Genomic DNA, 19,005 nt, shown 5'->3' with positions numbered 1-19,005 from the left:
CTCAGGGCTGCAAACATCAAAACCCCCCGTTCCGTTCCGTATCCTGTGCCCGCTCATTCCCAGTCTGTTCGCTCGCAAGCTCCTTCAGAAGCAGTGCGAGTACGCTCCGTACACTCTCTCTACGAATTTCCGCGCGGTCGCCGTTCAACCGCAGAGCCTCCACTTTTCCGCCGCCGGCAGAACCGGAATCCGCTCGGACCGGTCCGTCCACCGCGATGAAAACGGTGCCGACGGCCTGTCCGTCCTGCGGCTCGGGACCCGCGACTCCGGTGGTCGCGATGCCCCAGTCGGTGCCGAGTGTCTTGCGTACGCCGGCCGCCATCTCGGCCGCGACCTGCGGATCCACCGCTCCGCGCGCCGCCAGCAGGACGGCGTCGACACCGAGCAGGTCCCGCTTCAGATCGGTGGCGTAGGCGGTCACCGAGCCGCGGAAGACCTTGGACGCCCCGGGAACGGATGTGAGGTCCGCCGCAACGAGGCCACCGGTCAGCGACTCCGCGACGGCGAGCGTCTCGCCCTTCACCGTGAGTAGTCGCACCACGTCAGTGGCCGTGGAACTCACGCTTCCTTCTCCTCCAACGCGGCCTTGCGCTCGGCGATTCCCTGCCGGCGCAGCACAATGGCCTGTTTCACATAGTCGAGCCCGGTCACCACGGTCAGCACGACCGCCGCGGCCATCACCCACCACCTCAGAGTGGCCAGCCACCCCGTCAGTGCCAGCACGTACATGCCGACGGCCACGCCCTGGGTGAGGGTCTTCAGCTTGCCCCCGCGGCTGGCGGGAATCACGCCGTACCGGATGACCAGGAAACGCAGCAGGGTGACCCCCAGTTCCCGGCCGAGGATGACGCCGGTCACCCACCAGGGCAGATCGCCGAGCGCGGACAGACAGACCAGCGCCGCCCCCATGATCGCCTTGTCGGCGATGGGGTCGGCGATCTTCCCGAAGTCCGTGACCAGGTCGTACCTCCGCGCCAGGTGACCGTCGAACAGGTCGGTGATCATGGCGATGGCGAAGGCGGCCCAGGCGAGGGACCGCCACACCGGGTCGTAGCCGCCGTCGGCGAGCATCAGCGCGACGAAGGCCGGTACCAGGACCAGGCGGAGCATGGTCAGGAGGTTGGCGATGTTCCAGACACTGGCCTGGTTGACGGCCGCGGCAGCGATCTTCCCGCCCCGCGGGGTCTTCCCTTCGCCCGAGGCGTCGAGGCCGCCGTCCTCACCGGGGACGGCCTCGCCGGCACCGGACACCGCCTCGGTAGCTCCGCCGTTACCCGCACCGGACGAGGCTCCGGGCCCCGCACCGGGCGCACCGCCCTCGGCCGGGCGCGTGGCTGAGGCAGCGGGCGTCGCAGCGGCCGCGCCGGCCGCTGCCCTCCTCGCGCCCGAGGAGCCTCCCGCCGCGGATGCCGGGACACCGGTCATCTGCCCGCCTCCTCACTCCACCCGGGCGACGCGAGCGAGCCCTGCAGCGGCTCGGCCACCAGGTCGACACCCTCCGTACCGACCACCTTCGCCTCGACCATACGGCCGACACGCAGACCCGCGCCGCTCGTGAGGAGCACCTGGCCGTCCGTCTCGGGCGCCTGGTGCTCCGCACGGCCGTACACGCCGTCCTCGTCGACGGACTCGACGAGGACCCGCACGCTCTGGCCGACACGGTCCTCGGCCCGCTGCGAGACGAGTTCCTCGGCCAGTCGCGAGATGTGGGCCAGCCGCTCGGCGACGACGTCCTCGTCGAGCTTGTCGTCGTAGGTCGCCGCCTCGGTGCCCTCCTCGTCGGAGTAGCCGAAGACGCCGATGGCGTCCAGTCGCGCCCCGGTCAGGAACCGCTCCAGCTCGGCGACGTCGGCTTCGCTCTCGCCGGGGAAGCCGACGATGAAGTTGGAGCGCACACCGGCGTCGGGCGCCTTGCTGCGGATGGTGTCGAGCAGTTCCAGGAACCGGTCGGTGTCGCCGAAGCGGCGCATCGCGCGCAGCACGCCGGGTGCGGAGTGCTGGAAGGACAGGTCGAAGTAGGGCGCGACCTTCGGGGTCGAGGTGAGCACGTCGATGAGGCCGGGCCGCATCTCGGCGGGCTGGAGGTAGCTGACGCGCACCCGCTCGATGCCGTCGACGTCGGCGAGCTCGGGCAGCAGGGACTCCAGCAGGCGGATGTCGCCGAGGTCCTTGCCGTAGGAGGTGTTGTTCTCGGAGACCAGCATGATCTCCTTCACACCCTGCTCGGCCAGCCACCGCGTCTCGTTCAGCACGTCGCTGGGGCGGCGGGAGATGAAGGAGCCGCGGAAGGACGGGATGGCGCAGAAGGAGCAGCGCCGGTCGCAGCCGGAGGCGAGCTTGACGGACGCGACCGGGGAGCCGTCCAGGCGGCGGCGCAGGGGTGCCCGCGGGCCCGAGGCGGGGGCGAGGCCCTCCGGAAGGTCCGCCGGCGCGACGACGGGCTCGGCCGGGCCGTGCCCGGGCAGCGCGACCTCGGCCGCCGACTCCTGACGCTCCGCCGGGCTGATGGGCAGCAGCTTGCGCCGGTCCCGCGGGGTGTGCGCGGCGTGGATGCCGCCGTTGAGGATGGTCTGCAGCCTGTCCGAGATGTCGGAGTAGTCGTCGAAGCCGAGCACGCCGTCTGCCTCGGGGAGGGCTTCGGCGAGTTCCTTGCCGTACCGCTCGGCCATGCAGCCCACCGCCACGACGGCCCGGGTTCTGCCGTGCCCCTTGAGGTCGTTGGCTTCGAGAAGGGCGTCGACGGAGTCCTTCTTGGCGGCTTCGACGAAGCCGCAGGTGTTCACGACGGCGACGTCCGCTTCCTCGGCGTCCTCCACGAGCTGCCAGCCGTCCGCCTCCAAACGGCCTGCGAGCTCCTCCGAGTCCACCTCGTTACGGGCGCAGCCAAGGGTGACGAGTGCGACGGTACGGCGTTCAGGCATGGGCTCAAGACTACTTCGTCCCGCTGACACCCCACGTCGACGGGGGTCGGCCGATTCCCGGCCAACCCCGCATCAACTGGACCTTTCGGCCTGATCACCCGGCTTCGGGGTCGCCCTTCGTGTACGTCAGGCGCTCGACGGAGCCCGGCTGGAAGTTCTCCTCGATCTTCTTGCCGTTGACGAAGAGGTCGATCGCGCCGGCGTCTCCGATGACGAGGTGGACCTTCGAGCTGTCCTGGAAGGTCTTGGCGTCGCCCTGCTTGACGAGGCCGTCGAAGATCATCCGGCCGTTGTGGTCCTTTGCCGCGACCCAGCTCTCGTCGTCGACGGCGCTGACCCGGACGGTCACCTTGTCCTGTGGCGCGGCCGCGATGGCGCTGTCGGACGGCTCGGGCTCGGGGTCGGCGGGCTTCTTGGTCTTGGTGGTCGGGGAGGCGGAGTCGCCGGGCGTGGAGTCCTCGGCAACGTTCGCCTCGTTGCTGCCGTCGTCGCCCTGGAACATCGTGAAGCCGACGAAACCGATCACGGCGACGATCGCGGCGACCATCGCCGCGGTCCAGTTGGGCCCCCGCCGCTCAGGACGGATGCGTTCCGCCTCGAAGAGAGGGGCTGCCGAGGTCGGTGCCGGACGCCCGCCGTGCTCGTCCCCGTACTGGGCGAGCAGCGGCGCGGGATCGAGGTTGACGGCTTTGGCCAGGGTCCTGATGTGCCCACGGGCGTAGACGTCCCCACCGCAGGGGGAGAAGTCGTCCGCCTCGATCGCGTGCACGATGTTCATGCGGACCCGGGTGGCGCTACTGACGTCGTCGACGGTCAGCCCGGCGGCGATACGAGCCTGCTGCAGGGCACGGCCGATGGAGGGGCGGGCTTCCTCGCGGTCTGCTTCGACGTGCTCGTTTTCGAACGGACGCTCGTCTTCAGGGGAGTTGCCGATGGACACGGGGGCGCCTTTCGAGCGTGTAGCCGCCTGTGCTGGAAGTTCAGTCTAGGGGGGTACCAAAAGGGTGGGGCAACCGGGCGGTGTCGCTTTGTACGCCATCGGAATGGCCCGACATTCCGATGGTGGGCTCACTGCTTGTTGCTTCCATCAACTTGACGTACGCCGAAGGGAAACGGTTGCTCGATGATCCCTTACGGGTGGGTCACGATCCGGCCACCCGATTGCCGTAACGCCCCGCGAGGCGATCACCGTGTCCCGTTTCCCTACCCTTCAGACTCCCCCCGGATCAGGGCGAGCACGCCATCCAGCTCATCAGGCTTCACAAGAACGTCACGAGCCTTCGAACCCTCGCTCGGTCCGACGATGTTCCGGGACTCCATCAGGTCCATCAGCCGGCCGGCCTTGGCGAAGCCGACGCGCAGCTTGCGCTGGAGCATGGACGTCGAGCCGAACTGCGTGGAGACGACCAGTTCGGCCGCCTGGCACAGCAGGTCGAGATCGTCGCCGATGTCCTCGTCGATCTCCTTCTTCTGCTTGGTGCCCACGACGACGTCCTCCCGGAAGACCGGCGTCATCTGGTCCTTGCAGTGCTGGACGACGCCCGCGATCTCCTCCTCGGTGACGAAGGCGCCCTGCATACGGGTGGGCTTGTTGGCCCCCATCGGCAGGAACAGCCCGTCACCCTTGCCGATGAGCTTCTCGGCGCCCGGCTGGTCGAGGATGACCCGCGAGTCGGCCAGCGAGGACGTGGCGAACGCCAGCCGGGACGGGACGTTGGCCTTGATCAGACCGGTGACGACGTCCACCGACGGCCGCTGCGTGGCGAGCACCAGATGGATGCCGGCCGCCCGGGCGAGCTGCGTGATGCGCACGATCGCGTCCTCGACGTCCCGCGGCGCGACCATCATCAGGTCGGCGAGCTCGTCGACGATGACCAGCAGGTACGGGTACGGCTGGAGCTCGCGCTCACTGCCCTCCGGCGGTTTGGCCTTGCCCTCGCGCACGGCCCGGTTGAAGTCGTCGATGTGCCGGTAGCCGTAGGCCGCCAGGTCGTCGTAGCGCAGGTCCATCTCGCGCACGACCCACTGGAGCGCCTCGGCGGCCCGCTTGGGGTTGGTGATGATCGGCGTGATCAGGTGCGGGATGCCCTCGTACGCGGTCAGTTCGACCCGCTTGGGGTCGACCAGGATCATCCGCACGTCCTCGGGGGTCGCCCGCATCATGACCGAGGTGATCAGGCAGTTGATGCAGGACGACTTGCCGGAGCCGGTGGCGCCGGCGACCAGCATGTGCGGCATCTTCGCCAGTGAGTGCATGACGTAGCCGCCCTCGACGTCCTTGCCGAAGGCGACCAGCATCGGGTCGTCGTCCTCGGCGGACTCCGCCAGACGCAGTACGTCTCCGAGGTTGACCATCTCCCGGTCGGTGTTGGGGATCTCGATGCCGACCGCGGACTTGCCGGGGATCGGGCTGATGATCCGCACGTCCGGGCTGGCGACGGCGTAGGCGATGTTCTTGGTCAGCGCGGTGATGCGCTCGACCTTCACGGCGGGGCCGAGCTCCACCTCGTAGCGCGTGACCGTCGGCCCGCGGGTGAAACCGGTGACACTGGCGTCCACCTTGAACTCGGTGAAGACCGTCGTCAGCGACTCGACGATGAGGTCGTTGGCGGCGCTGCGGGACTTGCCCGGACCGCCGCGCTCCAGCAGGTCGAGGGACGGCAAGGAGTACGTGATGTCGCCGGAGAGCTGGAGCTGCTCCGCGCGCGGGGGCAGGTCGCGGGGTTTGGCGGGCGGGGACTTGGTGAGGTCGCGGACGCCCGCCTTCGGCTTCTGCGGCTCGGGCTCTTCCTGTTCGGACCTGTCCTGCTTGAGCTTGTCCTGCTTGGCCTTGTCCAGCTGGGGGCGTGCGGCCGGGACGGGCGTCGGTGTGGTCGCCTCCTGGTCCCCCACCCGTACGCCCTGGGTGAGGTCGGCGACGATCGGCGAGGGAGGCATGCCGTGCAGAACGGCCCCGTCGAGCGCCGCGGCGGCCGCCGCGGCGATGTCCACGGCGTCCCGGGGCCGGTCCATGTCGGGCTGCGGCACCGCAGAGCGGCGGGGGCGGCCACGGCGCCGGGAGAGCGCCTCCTGCTCGGCACCGTCCGGGTCGTACGCCGCCGGCGCAGGCGCGCGCCTGCCGCGCGGGCGCGCGGGCAGCGCCTCGCGCCACTGCTCGTCGTAGCGCTCGTCGTCCTCGGCGAAGGCGAACTCGTCCTCGGCCGGGTCGCGGAGGATGCCGAGACGCACCCCGAGCTGCCGCAGCCGCTGCGGAATGGCGTTGACCGGGGTGGCCGTGACGACGAGCAGCCCGAAGACGGTCAGCAGCACCAGCAGCGGCACGGCGAGCACGTCCCCCATGGCGTACGACAGCGGGGTCGCCATGGCCCAGCCGATGAGACCGCCGGCGTCCCTTATGGCCTGCATGCCGTCGCCGCGCGCGGGTGAGCCGCACGCGATGTGGACCTGGCCGAGGACGCCGATGACGAGCGCGGACAGGCCGATGACGATGCGTCCGTTGGCCTCGGGCTGCTCCGGGTGACGGATGAACCGCACGGCGATGACGGCGAGGAGTATCGGCACGAGCAGGTCGAGCCGGCCGAAGGCGCCGGTCACCAGGATCTCGACGAGGTCGCCCACAGGGCCCTTGAGGTCGGCCCAGGTGCCCGCGGCGACGATCAGCGCAATGCCGAGCAGCAGCAGGGCGACGCCGTCCTTGCGGTGGGCCGGGTCGAGGTTCTTCGCACCCTGCCCTATGCCGCGGAACACGGCACCGACGGCGTGTGCCACACCCAGCCACACGGCGCGCACGAGCCGGTAGATGCCGCCGGTGGGACTGGGCGCCGGTTTGGGCGCGACCTTCTTGGCCGCGGCCTTCCGGGCGGGCGCCTTCTTCGCGGGAGCCTTCTTGGCGGCGGCCTTCTTCGCCGGAGCCTTCGCGGCCGCCTTCTTCGCGGGCGGCGGCTTCTTGGCTGCGGAGGGACGTGAGGCCATGGGTGTGAGGTTACCGGGGGAGACGACAGGGGACACGCGTGTCTACCGCTTCACCCGTTCGTGTCGCTCCGGGAGAGGCACCAAACTGACACGCGGTCACGGGTGGACAATCCCGGCTGCGCACGCGTCAGTTCTGCGAGGACACCGAGGAGGTGCTCCCGGTGCCCGGCTCCAGCGCGTCCAGCGCCCGCCGCAACCCCGTGAGCTTGCGCTCCAGATGAGCCGCCGTGGCCACCGCGGCGGCGTCCGTCGACTCGTCGTTGAGCTGCTTGGTCAGCGCTTCGGCCTGCTCCTCGACGGCCGCGAGCCGTGCGGAGAGCTCCGCGAGCAGCCCGGCCGACTCCTTGGCCTCACCGCCCGCGTCCTTGCCGTTGCCCTCCAACTGGAGCCGCAGCAGCGACGCCTGCTCCCGCAGCTGGCAGTTCTTCATGTACAGCTCGACGAAGACGGAGACCTTCGCGCGCAGCACCCACGGGTCGAACGGCTTGGAGATGTAGTCCACCGCGCCCGCCGCGTAACCCCGGAAGGTGTGGTGCGGGCCGTGATTGATGGCCGTGAGGAAGATGATCGGGATGTCCCGCGTCCGCTCACGGCGCTTGATGTGCGCGGCCGTCTCGAAGCCATCCATACCCGGCATCTGGACATCCAGCAGGATGACCGCAAAGTCGTCCGTGAGCAGCGCTTTGAGCGCTTCCTCCCCGGACGATGCCCGCACCAGCGTCTGATCGAGCGCAGAGAGGATCGCCTCCAGCGCCAGCAGATTCTCCGGCCGGTCATCGACCAGGAGGATCTTGGCCTTCTGCACCATGGCCCGCCCTCCTCGCCCCGGCGTGGGGCCTCCCCTGTCCGCAGGACCTGCGGCAGCACCGGTGGGTGCCGCCCCAGGAGACGGCTCCCTTGCGCCGCCCGTCCTTGTGCCGGTCATCGTAGCCGCACCCTGCCCATCGCCACACCCTGTCACCGCGATGTCACTGTGCACGTAGCAGAAACGCAGCAGGAGACCAGAAGGTTCCCCGGATCTTGTACTTCTACACGACTATGCGCACACCGAGTCGGCGACTCGGCGTGAACACCGAACCTGCCCGGCATGGTCGCGCAACTGCCCGACGTTCCCCTCATTCCCCTCGCATCCACTGATCCATCACCGCCAGCAGGTGATCGGGGTCGACGGGCTTCGTCACGTAGTCGGAAGCACCCGACTCGATCGCCTTCTCGCGGTCGCCCTTCATCGCCTTCGCGGTCAGCGCGATGATCGGCAGCCCGGCGAACTGCGGCATCCTGCGGATCGCCGTGGTCGTCGCGTACCCGTCCATCTCGGGCATCATGATGTCCATCAGCACGACCGCCACGTCGTCGTGCTGCTCCAGGACCTCGATGCCCTCACGGCCGTTCTCCGCGTACAGCACGGACAGGCCGTGCTGTTCCAGCACGCTGGTCAGGGCGAAGACGTTGCGGATGTCGTCGTCCACGATCAGGACCTTCTGGCCACCGAACCGGATGCCGCGGTTCGTCCTCGGCGCCGGTTCCTGCTCGGACGGAGTCCACCGCTCCAGCTGCGCCGGGCGCGCCGGCAGCTCGGGCATCCTGCGGCGCCGCCGGAACAGGGCGGCCGGTCCGTTCTGCGTCTCACGGTACGACGTCACCTCGGCCGGCGTCTCGACCTCGACGTCCGACAGCTCGGGCGTCGACGCCACCAGGTCGCCGGCCTCCAGGACGGGCAGCTGCTGCTGGTAGCCCTGCGGCGGCAGTTCACTGGGGTACAGCGGCAGATACAGCGTGAACGTCGAACCACGGCCGGGCTCGCTCTGCGCGTAAATCTCACCGCCGAGCAACTGCGCGATCTCCCGCGAGATGGACAATCCGAGACCCGTACCGCCGTACTTGCGGCTGGTGGTGCCGTCGGCCTGCTTGAACGCCTCGAAGATCACCCGCATCTTGCTGGACGCGATGCCGATCCCCGTGTCGGTCACGGAGAACGCGATGAGCCCGGCGTCCGGATCGGTCAGCGACCCGGTCTCCAGCAGCTGCTCCCGGATCCTCTGCGGCACGTCGTCCCGCGCCGGCCTGATGACCAGCTCCACCGACCCGGAGTCGGTGAACTTCACCGCGTTCGACAACAGGTTGCGCAGCACCTGCAGCAGCCGCTGCTCGTCGGTGTGCAGGGTCGCCGGCAGCTCCGGCGAGACCCGCACGGACAGGTCCAGGCCCTTCTCCGCGGTCAGCGGCCGGAAGGTGGCCTCCACGTAGTCCACGAGCTGGACGAGCGCGATCCGCGTCGGGGAGACGTCCATCTTGCCCGCCTCGACCTTCGACAGGTCGAGGATGTCGTTGATGAGCTGGAGCAGGTCCGAACCGGCTCCGTGGATCGTCTCGGCGAACTCGACCTGCTTCGGGGAGAGGTTCCCCTCGGCGTTGTCGGCGAGCAGCTTGGCCAGGATCAGCAGCGAGTTGAGCGGCGTACGCAGCTCGTGCGACATGTTGGCCAGGAACTCGCTCTTGTAGCGCATCGACACCGCGAGCTGCTCGGCGCGCTCCTCCAGCACCTGCCGCGCCTCCTCGATCTCGGTGTTCTTCACCTCGATGTCGCGGTTCTGCTGGGCCAGCAGCTCGGCCTTCTCCTCCAGTTCGGCGTTGGACGCCTGGAGTGCCTTCTGCCGCTGCTCCAACTCTGCCGAACGCTCTCGCAGTTGCTCGGTCAGCTCCTGCGACTGCGCCAGCAGCAGCTCGGTCTTGGTGTTGACGGAGATGGTGTTGACGCTCGTCGCGATCATCTCGGCGATCTGGTTGAGGAAGTCCTTCTGGATCTGCGTGAACGGCGTGAAGGACGCCAACTCGATGACCCCGAGCACGCTGCCCTCGAACAGCACCGGCAGCACGATCACCTGCGCGGGCGGTGCCTCACCGAGGCCCGAGGAGATCTTCAGATAGCCACTCGGCGCGTTCTCCACGAGGATCGTGCGCTTCTCCTCGGCAGCCGTCCCGACCAGCGCCTCACCGGGCTGGAACGACGTCGGCATGGAGCCCATCGAGTAGCCGTACGAGCCGAGCATGCGCAGCTCGTACTGGTCCTCGTCCGTGGCGCTCATGTCCTCACCGTCGACGAGCGGCATCGCCACGAAGAACGCCCCGTGCTGCGCGGAGACCACCGGCGTCAGCTCGCTCATGATCAGCGAGGCGACGTCCTCCAGGTCGCGACGGCCCTGCATCAACGCGGAGATCCGGGCCAGGTTGCCCTTGAGCCAGTCCTGCTCCTTGTTGGCGATCGTGGTGTCGCGCAGGTTGGCGATCATCTTGTTGATGTAGTCCTGGAGTTCCTGGATCTCCCCGGACGCGTCCACGTCGATCTTCAGGTTCAGGTCGCCGCGGGTCACCGCGGTCGCCACGCGCGCGATGGCACGTACCTGCCGGGTCAGGTTCCCGGCCATCTCGTTCACCGACTCGGTCAGGTCCCGCCAGGTGCCGTCCACGTCACGCACGCGTGCCTGACCACCGAGCTGCCCTTCCGTGCCCACCTCGCGGGCGACACGGGTGACCTCCTCCGCGAAGGACGACAGCTGGTCGACCATCGTGTTGATGGTCGTCTTCAGCTCCAGGATCTCCCCGCGCGCGTCGATGTCGATCTTCTTCGTCAGGTCACCCTTGGCGATGGCCGTGGTCACCATGGCGATGTTGCGCACCTGGCCGGTCAGGTTGGACGCCATGCCGTTCACGGACTCGGTCAGGTCCTTCCACGTACCGGCCACACCGGGTACGTGCGCCTGACCGCCCAGGATGCCGTCCGTGCCCACCTCACGGGCCACCTTGGTGACCTGCTCGGCGAACGAACTCAGCGTCTTGACCATCGTGTTGATGGTGTCGGCGAGCTGCGCGACCTCGCCGCGCGCCTCGATGGTGACCTGCCGGGTCAGGTCACCGTTGGCGACCGCCGCCGAGACCTGGGAGATGTTCCGCACCTGAGTGGTGAGGTTCTTCGCCATCAGGTTGACGTTGTCGCTCAGGTCCTTCCAGATGCCCGTGACACCCGGCACGTGCGCCTGGCCGCCGAGAATGCCCTCGGTGCCCACCTCACGGGCCACCCGGGTCACCTGCTCGGCGAAGGACGACAGCTGGTCCACCATGGTGTTGACGGTCGTGACGAGTTCGAGGATCTCGCCCTTGGCGTCGACGGTGATCTTCTTCGACAGATCACCCCGGGCGACCGCGGTCGTCACCTCGGCGATGTTGCGCACCTGGATGGTCAGGTTGTTCGCCATGCCGTTCACGGACTGGGTGAGGTCCTTCCAGGTGCCGGAGACACCCTGCACCTCGGCCTGGCCGCCCAGGATGCCCTCGGTGCCCACCTCACGGGCCACACGCGTGACCTCTTCGGCGAACGACGACAGCTGGTCCACCATCGTGTTCAGCGTGTTCTTCAGCTCCAGGATCTCCCCGCGCGCGTCCACGGTGATCTTCTGCGACAGATCACCCCGGGCCACTGCCGTCGCCACCTGGGCGATGTTGCGCACCTGGCCGGTCAGGTTGGACGCCATGCCGTTCACGGAGTCCGTCAGGTCACGCCACACACCGGCCACGCCCGGCACCTGCGCCTGACCGCCCAGCCGGCCGTCCGTACCCACCTCCCGCGCGACCCGGGTCACCTGGTCGGCGAAGGCCGACAGCTGATCGACCATCGTGTTGATGGTGTTCTTCAGCTCCAGGATCTCCCCGCGCGCGTCCACGTCGATCTTCTGCGACAGGTCACCCCGGGCCACTGCCGTCGTCACCTGCGCGATGTTGCGCACCTGGGAAGTGAGGTTCCCGGCCATCGAGTTGACGGAGTCGGTGAGCTCCTTCCACGTGCCGGACACGCCGTCCACCCGGGCCTGACCGCCCAGACGGCCCTCCGTGCCCACGTCCCGGGCCATCCGCGTGACCTGGTCGGCGAAGCTCGACAGCTGATCGACCATCGTGTTCACGGTGTTCTTCATCTTGAGCATCTCGCCGGAGACGTCGACCGTCACCTTCTGCGAGAGGTCACCGTTGGCCACCGCCGTCGTCACCTGCGCGATGTTCCGCACCTGTCCGGTGAGGTTCCGGAACGCCGTGTTGACGGAGTCCGTCAGGTCCTTCCACGTGCCGGCCACACCGGGCACCTGCGCCTGGCCGCCCAGCTCCCCCTCGACACCGATCTCCCGCGCCACACGGGTCACTTCGGCACCGAAGGCGGACAGCTGATCGACCATCGTGTTGACGGTGTTCTTCAGCTCCAGCATCTCGCCGGCCACGTCCACCGTGACCTTCTGCGAGAGGTCGCCATTGGCCACCGCCGTCGTCACGGCGGCGATGTCCCTCACCTGCGTGGTCAGATTCCGGAAGACCGTGTTCACCGAATCGGTGAGGTCCTTCCACGTCCCCGCCGCGCCCGGCACGTTCGCCTGACCGCCGAGCTGCCCCTCGGCCCCGACCTCGTTGGCGACGCGCGTGACCTCGTCCGCGAAGATCCGCAGCGTCTCGGTCATCTGGTTGATCGTGTCGGCGAGCTGCGCGACCTCGCCGCGCGCCGGCACGGTCACCTTGCGCGACAGGTCACCGTTGGCGACCGCGGTCGTCACCTCCGCGATCCCGCGCACCTGAGCCGTGAGGTTCCCGGCCATGGTGTTCACCGAATCGGTGAGTTCCTTCCACACGCCGGCGACACCAGGCACCTGCGCCTGACCGCCCAGCGCCCCCTCCGTGCCCACCTCACGGGCCACCCGGGTCACCTCGGAGGAGAACGCCGACAACTGGTCCACCATCGTGTTGACGGTGTTCTTCAGCTCCAGCATCTCGCCGGCGACCTGAACCGTCACCTTCCGGGACAGATCACCCTTGGCGACCGCCGTCGTCACCAGCGCGATGTCCCTCACCTGGGCCGTCAGCCGGTACGCCATCGTGTTGACGGAGTCCGTCAGGTCCCGCCATGAACCCGACATGCCCCGCACACGAGCCTGACCGCCCAGCTTGCCCTCGGTGCCCACCTCACTGGCCACACGCGTGACCTCGTCGGTGAACGTCGACAGCTGGTCGACCAGGTTGTTGACGGTCCGCCCGACCTTCAGGAACTCGCCCCGCAACGGCTGACTGTTCCCGTCCGGCACCTGCGTCCGCAGCTCCATCCGCGGCGACAGATCACCCTCCGCCACCGCCGACAGCACCCGGCCGACCTCGGAAACCGGCCGCACCAAGTCGTCCACCAGGGCGTTCGAGTTGTCGATCGCCGTCGCCCAGGAGCCCTCACAGGCACCCGTCTCCAGCCGCTCGGTGAGCTTGCCCTCACGGCCGACCATGCGCCGCACCCGCGACAGCTCACCTGTCAGATGCAGATTGCGGTCGGCCACCTCGTTGAAGACCGCCGCGATCTCGGCCATCACGCCGTCCCCGGACACCGTGAGCCGCTTGCGGAAGTTCCCGTCCCGCATCGACACCAACGCCGCCATCAGCCGGTTCAGGGCCGCCGTGTCCACCTCCGTCGTGCCACTGCGCACCCGGCCCTGGTTGATCGGGGACTGTCCGCCTTTCGCGCGCGCCTTCTTGCCACGCGTCGCTGCGCCAGACTCCACTGTGTCCCTCCCGCAGGGATCGACCGTCACTGCTGTGCTCGGGTACCACGCTCGGCGTACCAGTTACTACTGCGTATTCTCTGCCCTGCATACCAGGCCGTCGCCAGGGGGCTGCTGCCCAAGGTCGGCTTCGGGCACACAGCCTGCCCGTACCTTCACCAGAAGCTTGCCCAGTGTTTCACCCCGGCCGAACCAGGCCATAACAGTTCGGCAGCTTCGCACATCGTCCGCACACCCTCCGGACGGAAACACTGCAGACCGGCATCCGCATGGACCGCGAAGGTAAGTAACCTTGCATCCGGCTGTCCAGCCACGCCGGTCCGTCCGGCCTGGGCGGTGGCACGAAGACGAGCGGGCATCGGAGGGGCGGCCGCACACAACATGACCACCGGACTGATCCCGGGGGGACAGCCCCCCGACCCCCGGCCGACGGGCGCCCTGCCCCAGCAGCGGCGCGAGCCGGCCGGCCACGCAGCCCAGCACGTCGAGAACCGGTCGAGGAGTTCTGTGATCACCGCGCGCGCGGCCGCCAGTTTCGAGCCCGTCGGACGATCGGTCGCGAGCGCCCGCTCCTTCGTCCGCGACACGCTCCAGGGCTGGGGCTTCGCCGACATCATCGACGACGCCGTCGTTCTCACGAGCGAACTGGTGACCAACGCCGTGGTGCACGCCGGCACCTCCGCCGACGTGCTGTGCCTGCGCAGCGACGACGGCGTCCGCATCGAGGTGGCCGACCGCTATCCCGAACGCGAGATCCCCCTCCAGGCGACGGCCGTCAACATGGGCAGCCCCGACCGCGAGGGCGGCCGCGGCCTACAGCTGTGCGCGGCCCTCGCCGGCCGCTGGGGTGTGGAGTACATCCCCACCCACAAGACCGTCTGGTTCCAACTGGACCTGCCCGCACGCGTGGTGGGCACCCGGGCGGCCGGCCCGGCCCTCCCCTCCGACCTCCTCCCCCTCGCCGACAGCCGGGTCCGCGTGGCCGTCGTCCAGGTCGACCGCACCGGCCACATCGCCGCCTGGAACGAGGACGCCGAGGAACTCTTCGGCTACCCGGCCGAGCAGGTCACCGGCAAGCCCCTGACCGACCTCGCGGCCTGGCCGCACACCCCGGGCACCAGTACCGGCATCGCGGAGGCCCTCCGGCTCTCCCGCTGGGAAGGCAGCTACGGCGTCCGCACCGTCACCGGCCGCGTCACCCCCGTCTACGCCTCCCACCTGCGCGTCCGCGACACCGGCGGCGAACCGTCAACCGTGTGCCTCCTGGTACGGGACCACGAACGGGCAGTTCTGCAGACCCCGCTGCGCGGCCCGGCCTCCGACACCTCCACCGGCTCCGAGGGCCAGAGCAGCGACCCCTTCGAGGTCTTCATCGGCTCCCCCGCCCCGGACGACCTCGACGGCCTCCTCCAGCGCACGGTCGAACGCGCCCGCGACATGCTCGACGGCGACTCGGCGTTCCTCCTGCTCGCCACGGACGACGAGACGGAACTGGAGGTCCGCGCCTCCACCGGCCTCCCCTCCGCCCGCCAGCGCTTCGCCCGCGTCCCCGTCGAAGCCGGACCCGGCCGCTACGGCTCGGCGCGGATGCCCGCCGTCCACGACGACCTGACCGCGGTCCCCGGCGCGGTACCGCTGCTGAACGGCACGGGCATGCGCTCGGTCGTCACCGTCCCGCTGAAGGTGGAGGGCCGCCTCACCGGCTCCCTCGGCGTCGCCGCGGAAGCCCCCGCCAGATACTCCAACGAGGAGGCTCTGCGCCTCCAGTTCGCCGCCGACCGCATCGCCCTCGCCGTCGAATCGGCCCGGCTGGGCGAACTGGAACGCCTGCGCCGCGGCTCCCTCAGCTTCCTCGTCGAGGCCTCCGACCTGCTGGCAGGCACCCTGGACCGCGACCAGACCCTGGCCCTCATGGCCCAGATGACCGTCCCGACCCTCGCCACCTGGTGCGCCGTCTACACCATCGCCGACCAGGCCTCCGAGCCCTATCTCTCCTACGTCCTGCACGAGGACGAGGAACTCATCGACGGCATCAAGTCCCTGCTGTCGAAGGTGCCCGCGCCTGACCCGGTCCCCACCCCCGGCGCCCGCGTGTGGACGGCCCCCGGCGAGATGGCCCACCAGGCGGCGCTGCGCAGCTCCATGCGCAGCCTCGGCCTCAGCGGCAGCCCGACCCGCCAGGTCACCCCCGGCATCGGCCCCACCCTCGCGACCGCGTCCGCCGTGGGCGGCGAGACCGTGGTCCTCCCGCTGGTCGCTCGCAACCGCGTCATCGGCATGCTGACCCTCGGCAAGCCGACCGACGAACACTTCCGCCAGGAGATCCTGGAACTCGCCGAGGACCTCTCCCGCCGGGCCGCCCTGGCCCTGGACAACGCCCGCCTCTACTCGGAGCGCACGGCGATCAGCCAGTCCCTCCAGCGCAGCCTCCTGCCTCCGGAGCTCCCCGAGATCGCCGGCGTCGAGGTCGAGGTCATCTACCGCGCCGCCGGCGAGGGCAACGAGGTCGGCGGCGACTTCTACGACGTCTTCCCCATCCGCGACGGCGCGTACGGCTTCGCCATCGGCGACGTCTGCGGTACGGGCCCGAACGCGGCAGCGGTCACCGGCCTGGCCCGCCACGCCCTGCGCCTCCTGGCCCGCGAGGGGCTCAGCGGTCCGGCGGTCCTGGAGCGCCTGAACTCCGCGATCCTCGACGAAGGCGCCCGCAGCCGCTTCCTCACCCTCCTCTACGGGGAGATGCGCCCCCAGGAGGACGGCAGCGCGGAACTGAAGGTGGTCTGCGCCGGCCACCCGCTCCCCCTGCGACTGCGCCAGGACGGCTCGGTCGAACCGGCCGCGGAACCCCAGCCGCTCCTCGGGGTCCTCGAGGACCTGGAGCTCTACGAGCAGACCATCACCCTCGACCCGGGCGATGTCCTCCTGTGCGTCACGGACGGCGTCACCGAGCGCCGTGAGGGCGCCCGCATGCTCGGCGACGACGGCCTCGCCGACGTCCTCACGACCTGCACGGGCCTCACGGCCGGCGCGGTGGCGGCCCGCATCATGCGCGCGGTGGAACGCTTCGCGTCGGATGCCCCTTCGGACGACATGGCGATCCTGGCGATGCGTGTCCCCGGGATCCACAAGGACTAAGGGCTGTCCCGTAACTGCAGATCATCTCCGACAGGAGACCGCCTGTGGCGGTCAGCCGAAGAGGAGCTCAACGCCTCTGTCCAGGCAGTACTTCATGACGGTGACCAGTTGGCGGGTGTCGTCCACACGTCGCTGGAGAACGGGGTCACCGTCCTCAGGGTGGAGCTGATCGATGATCGTCTCCAGTCTGGGCAGCATGGCTGCGCATTGAGCGGCCGTGAGGGATCCGTCATCGTCTGGATGGTCGAGCAGCGGTGTCAGCGTGGTGGAGACACTGCTCCACGCGCGGTCTCCACCGAATCCGTGCATCTCAGCAAGGGTGAACCCCTCTGCGTCGGCCAGCCACTCCCTGAACATGTGGAAGCCGGTGTAGGACCAGGAGACGTCAGGGCTGCTCACGTCGCCGTCTCCGGGGAAGAGCATGAGCCCCACCGTGTCCCCCTCTGCTTGCCTGGTGCCCAGGATCAGTCGCCAGGCGACGTGTCGGCAACTGAAATGATCTGCGGCATGGCTGGTGTGATCACGGCGTCGGAGCCGTCCTGGATAGTCCCGTTCACCGGGCTGAGCCTGCGCCAGTTCAACAAGCTGATCACCGCGCTGCGGCGCGAGGGTGCTGACCCGGTCCGCAAGGGCCGGCCATGGTCGCTGCCGTTGGAGGATCGGGTCCTGCTGGTCGCCGCGTACTGGCGCACGAACCTCACCCTGCGGCAACTGGCGCCGCTGTTCGGGGTGTCGAAGTCGGCCGCGGACCGGATCATCCACCACCTCGGTCCCTCGCTCGCGCTCCATCCCCGGCGGCGGTTTCGTAAGGACACCGTGCTGATCGTGGACGGCACCCTGGTGCCCACCCGTGACCACACTATCGCGGAGCAGTCGAAGAACTACCGGTACTCCACCAACCATCAGGTCGTCATTGACGCCGACACCCGGCTCGTCGTCGCCGTCGGCCGGCCGGTCACCGGCAACCGCAATGACTGCAAGGCGTGGGAGCTCTCCGGTGCGAAAGACGCCGTCGGCCGCACCACGGTGATCGCGGACGGCGGCTACCGGGGCACCGGCCTGGTCATCCCGCACCGTCGCGGGAAAGGCCAGGCCGAGCTCCCGGACTGGAAAGAAGAGCACAACGCCTCTCACCGCAAGGTCCGAGCCCGAGTCGAGCACGCCTTCGCCCGTATGAAGACCTGGAAGATCCTTCGCGACTGCCGCCTCAAAGGCGACGGCGTCCACCACGCCATGCTCGGCATCGCCCGACTCCACAACCTCACTCTCGCCGGATGACCGGGAAACGACGCTGGTCAACCAGCATGTCTTAGATCATTTACGGGACAGCCCTTAGGGAAACGCAGAAAGGCCCCACCCGTGAGGGTGGGGCCTTTCTTGCTGGAGCCCCCAAGCGGAATCGAACCGCTGACCTTCTCCTTACCATGGAGACGCTCTACCGACTGAGCTATAGGGGCCTGTTGCTTTGCGAGGTCTCCCCGCGGCAACGGGATAGATCCTACCCCGAACAGGCCCGTGCTCCCAACCACGTCAAAAGGCGGGCTGGAGAAGCCCTCCGAGGGCGTTGCAGGCCGACACGGTCCGATGCATGTCCCGCTTGGTCAGGGACGCGTCCACGGGCAGCGCAAGAGTCTCGTCGGAGGCTCGCTCGGTCTCCGGCAGCGCAACACAACGACGGAACGCGGGCAGCCTGTGCACGGGCGTCTTCACCGGAACGCGGCACTCGATTCCCCTGGCCCGCAAGGCCCGCGCGAAGGCGTCCCGATCGGGCCGTCCATTGCCCGGAACCCGCACGACGTACTGCTGATAGGTGTGCCCGTCACCGTCGTCCGGCGTCCGCACACCCCTCAACTTGGCGTCGAGATAAGCCGCGCGCTCCCTGCGCTGGGCCATCTCGTCGTACGGCGCCTCCGACTCCCCTTGTTCCAGCACCAGCAGTCCGTGCCGATGCCCGAGGGCGTGCAGCGGAGCGATGTCGGCGAGCCGGCCGAAGCGGTGTACGACGACCACGGCCGCGGTTCGCGAGGTGACCGCTGCTTCCACAGCAGCGGCGTCGAGACAGTAGGTGGCGGGGTCTATGTCGGCGAACACCGGCAGAGCCCCGGCCATGGTCACGGCCTCGGCGACCTCGACGTTCCCGAAGGCCGGCACGACGACCTCGTCACCGAGTCCGACACCGGCGGCCCTGAGCATTGCAGCAGTACCCATGCTGTGCATGCTGGTTGCGCAACGTGAACTTCAAGTAACGCGCAACAAAAAAGGGTTGGACCCGGAACCGAAGTTCCGGGTCCAACCCTTTCAATGATTGTTCGGCGGCGTCCTACTCTCCCACAGGGTCCCCCCTGCAGTACCATCGGCGCTGTAAGGCTTAGCTTCCGGGTTCGGAATGTAACCGGGCG

General features: G+C 69.0%; 11 protein-coding genes, 1 tRNA gene and 1 rRNA gene. 2 read left to right on the top strand and 11 right to left on the bottom strand.

Annotation, left to right across the window (positions count from 1 at the left end; genetic code table 11):
- Positions 1–16: 16 nt before the first annotated feature.
- The 7 genes from ACFY9S_RS22205 to ACFY9S_RS22175 all read right to left on the bottom strand — a co-directional run bounded on the left by ACFY9S_RS22205 (position 17) and on the right by ACFY9S_RS22175 (position 13,471).
- Positions 17–562, bottom strand: coding sequence for a nicotinamide-nucleotide amidohydrolase family protein (locus tag ACFY9S_RS22205; protein WP_391131231.1), 546 nt, complete (start codon positions 560–562; stop codon positions 17–19).
- Complete coding sequence (gene pgsA, locus ACFY9S_RS22200) at positions 559–1,425, bottom strand: CDP-diacylglycerol--glycerol-3-phosphate 3-phosphatidyltransferase (protein WP_391131229.1); 867 nt, start codon at positions 1,423–1,425, stop codon at positions 559–561. The genes ACFY9S_RS22205 and pgsA overlap by 4 nt, the downstream gene beginning before the upstream one ends.
- Complete coding sequence (gene rimO / locus ACFY9S_RS22195; protein WP_391131227.1) at positions 1,422–2,921, bottom strand: 30S ribosomal protein S12 methylthiotransferase RimO; 1,500 nt, start codon at positions 2,919–2,921, stop codon at positions 1,422–1,424. The genes pgsA and rimO overlap by 4 nt, the downstream gene beginning before the upstream one ends.
- A gap of 94 nt (positions 2,922–3,015) precedes the next feature.
- On the bottom strand, positions 3,016–3,861 hold the full coding sequence (locus ACFY9S_RS22190; protein WP_391131225.1) for a RodZ domain-containing protein: 846 nt from the start codon (positions 3,859–3,861) through the stop codon (positions 3,016–3,018).
- Between the two features lie 263 nt (positions 3,862–4,124).
- Positions 4,125–6,893 carry a DNA translocase FtsK gene (locus ACFY9S_RS22185; RefSeq protein ID WP_391131222.1) on the bottom strand — a complete coding sequence of 923 codons (2,769 nt, stop codon included), beginning with the start codon at positions 6,891–6,893 and terminating at the stop codon, positions 4,125–4,127.
- A 127-nt stretch (positions 6,894–7,020) separates the two neighbouring features.
- Entirely contained in the window at positions 7,021–7,701 is a 681-nt protein-coding gene (locus ACFY9S_RS22180; RefSeq protein WP_030853408.1) for a two-component system response regulator, read from the bottom strand.
- Between the two features lie 307 nt (positions 7,702–8,008).
- Positions 8,009–13,471 (bottom strand): HAMP domain-containing protein, encoded by a 5,463-nt coding sequence (locus ACFY9S_RS22175; protein ID WP_391131219.1) that lies wholly within the window; start codon positions 13,469–13,471, stop codon positions 8,009–8,011.
- A gap of 381 nt (positions 13,472–13,852) precedes the next feature.
- On the opposite strand from ACFY9S_RS22175, the gene ACFY9S_RS22170 reads away from it, so the two are divergent.
- A complete protein-coding gene (locus tag ACFY9S_RS22170) occupies positions 13,853–16,606 on the top strand; it encodes a SpoIIE family protein phosphatase (protein ID WP_391131216.1) in 2,754 nt (917 codons plus the stop codon).
- A gap of 51 nt (positions 16,607–16,657) precedes the next feature.
- Here ACFY9S_RS22170 and ACFY9S_RS22165 read toward each other — a convergent pair whose 3' ends face one another.
- Positions 16,658–17,029 (bottom strand): hypothetical protein, encoded by a 372-nt coding sequence (locus ACFY9S_RS22165; protein WP_391131213.1) that lies wholly within the window; start codon positions 17,027–17,029, stop codon positions 16,658–16,660.
- An 84-nt stretch (positions 17,030–17,113) separates the two neighbouring features.
- On the opposite strand from ACFY9S_RS22165, the gene ACFY9S_RS22160 reads away from it, so the two are divergent.
- Entirely contained in the window at positions 17,114–17,884 is a 771-nt protein-coding gene (locus ACFY9S_RS22160) for a transposase (RefSeq protein WP_391131210.1), read from the top strand.
- Positions 17,885–17,987: 103 nt separating this feature from the next.
- On the opposite strand, the gene ACFY9S_RS22155 is transcribed toward ACFY9S_RS22160, so the two are convergent.
- The 3 genes from ACFY9S_RS22155 to rrf all read right to left on the bottom strand — a co-directional run.
- A tRNA-Thr gene (locus ACFY9S_RS22155) sits at positions 17,988–18,063 on the bottom strand.
- A gap of 73 nt (positions 18,064–18,136) precedes the next feature.
- Positions 18,137–18,799, bottom strand: a complete 663-nt coding sequence (locus tag ACFY9S_RS22150) for a DegT/DnrJ/EryC1/StrS family aminotransferase (RefSeq protein WP_391131614.1) — start codon at positions 18,797–18,799, stop codon at positions 18,137–18,139.
- 114 nt (positions 18,800–18,913) lie between these two features.
- A 5S ribosomal RNA gene (gene rrf / locus ACFY9S_RS22145) occupies positions 18,914–19,005 on the bottom strand; the annotation flags it as partial.

This window comes from Streptomyces sp. NPDC012474 (assembly GCF_042955185.1).
Lineage (GTDB): Bacteria > Actinomycetota > Actinomycetes > Streptomycetales > Streptomycetaceae > Streptomyces > Streptomyces cahuitamycinicus.
Note: the sequence above shows the minus strand (reverse complement) of the source record. Positions and strands in the feature narration are given on the sequence as shown.